Origin of the sequence: Nocardioides sp. CPCC 206348 (assembly GCF_048654705.1) — a bacterium.
Lineage (GTDB): Bacteria > Actinomycetota > Actinomycetes > Propionibacteriales > Nocardioidaceae > Nocardioides.
In genome coordinates, this window is record NZ_JBMCZA010000235.1 from 10,066 (window position 1) to 10,769 (window position 704).

Consider the following 704-nt stretch of genomic DNA (forward strand, 5'->3'; position numbering starts at 1 on the left):
GCCCACCGTCTTCGATGACGTCGACCCGGCCTCCACCCTCGCCCGCGAGGAGGTGTTCGGACCGGTCCTCGCGATCACGCCGTTCGACACCGAGGCCGAGGCGCTGGGGCTGGCGAACGACTCGGCGTACGGACTCGCCGCATCGGTTGCGACCGGAAGCCTCGGTCGCGCCCACCGCCTCGCCGAGCAGATCCACGCCGGCACGGTCACCGTCAACGGTGTCGACGCGTTCAGCGCCTGGACCCCGTTCGGCGGCTTCAAGGGATCCGGATTCGGCCGCGACCTCTCCCTCCACGCGCTGGACAAGTACGTCGGTCTGAAGACCGTCTGGATCAACCACTGACCTCTGGCACCACCTCCACCTACGCTCAAGGAATCACCATGACGCAGAACAACCGACCGACCGAGCTGGCGGCCGAGCAGCATGCCCTGCTGCACAAGACCCTGGGGCGCTTCGACATCGTCTTCCTGATGATCGCGGCCGTCGTGGGTCTCGAGACCCTCGGCCAGGTCTCGCTGTACGGCGCGGAGGCGTTCACCTGGGCGCTCGTCCTCGCCGTCTTCTTCCTCGTGCCCTACGGCCTGATCTTCGCCGAGACCGGCGCGGCCTTCAGCGAGGAGGGTGGCGCCTACACCTGGGTGCGGGACGCGTTCGGCCGGCCGGCTGCGGCCGTCGCGGCGATCCTGACCTGGATCACCCAGCC

General features: G+C 68.9%; 2 protein-coding genes. Both read left to right on the top strand.

The genetic code is table 11. The features are described from left to right. Nucleotides 1–343 (top strand): aldehyde dehydrogenase family protein (locus tag ACOADB_RS26990; RefSeq protein ID WP_378606332.1); only part of this gene is annotated, 343 nt, incomplete at its 5' end. A 38-nt stretch (nucleotides 344–381) separates the two neighbouring features. Continuing rightward, nucleotides 382–704, top strand: a 323-nt coding sequence (locus tag ACOADB_RS26995) for an amino acid permease (protein WP_378606334.1), incomplete at its 3' end; no start/stop codon positions are given.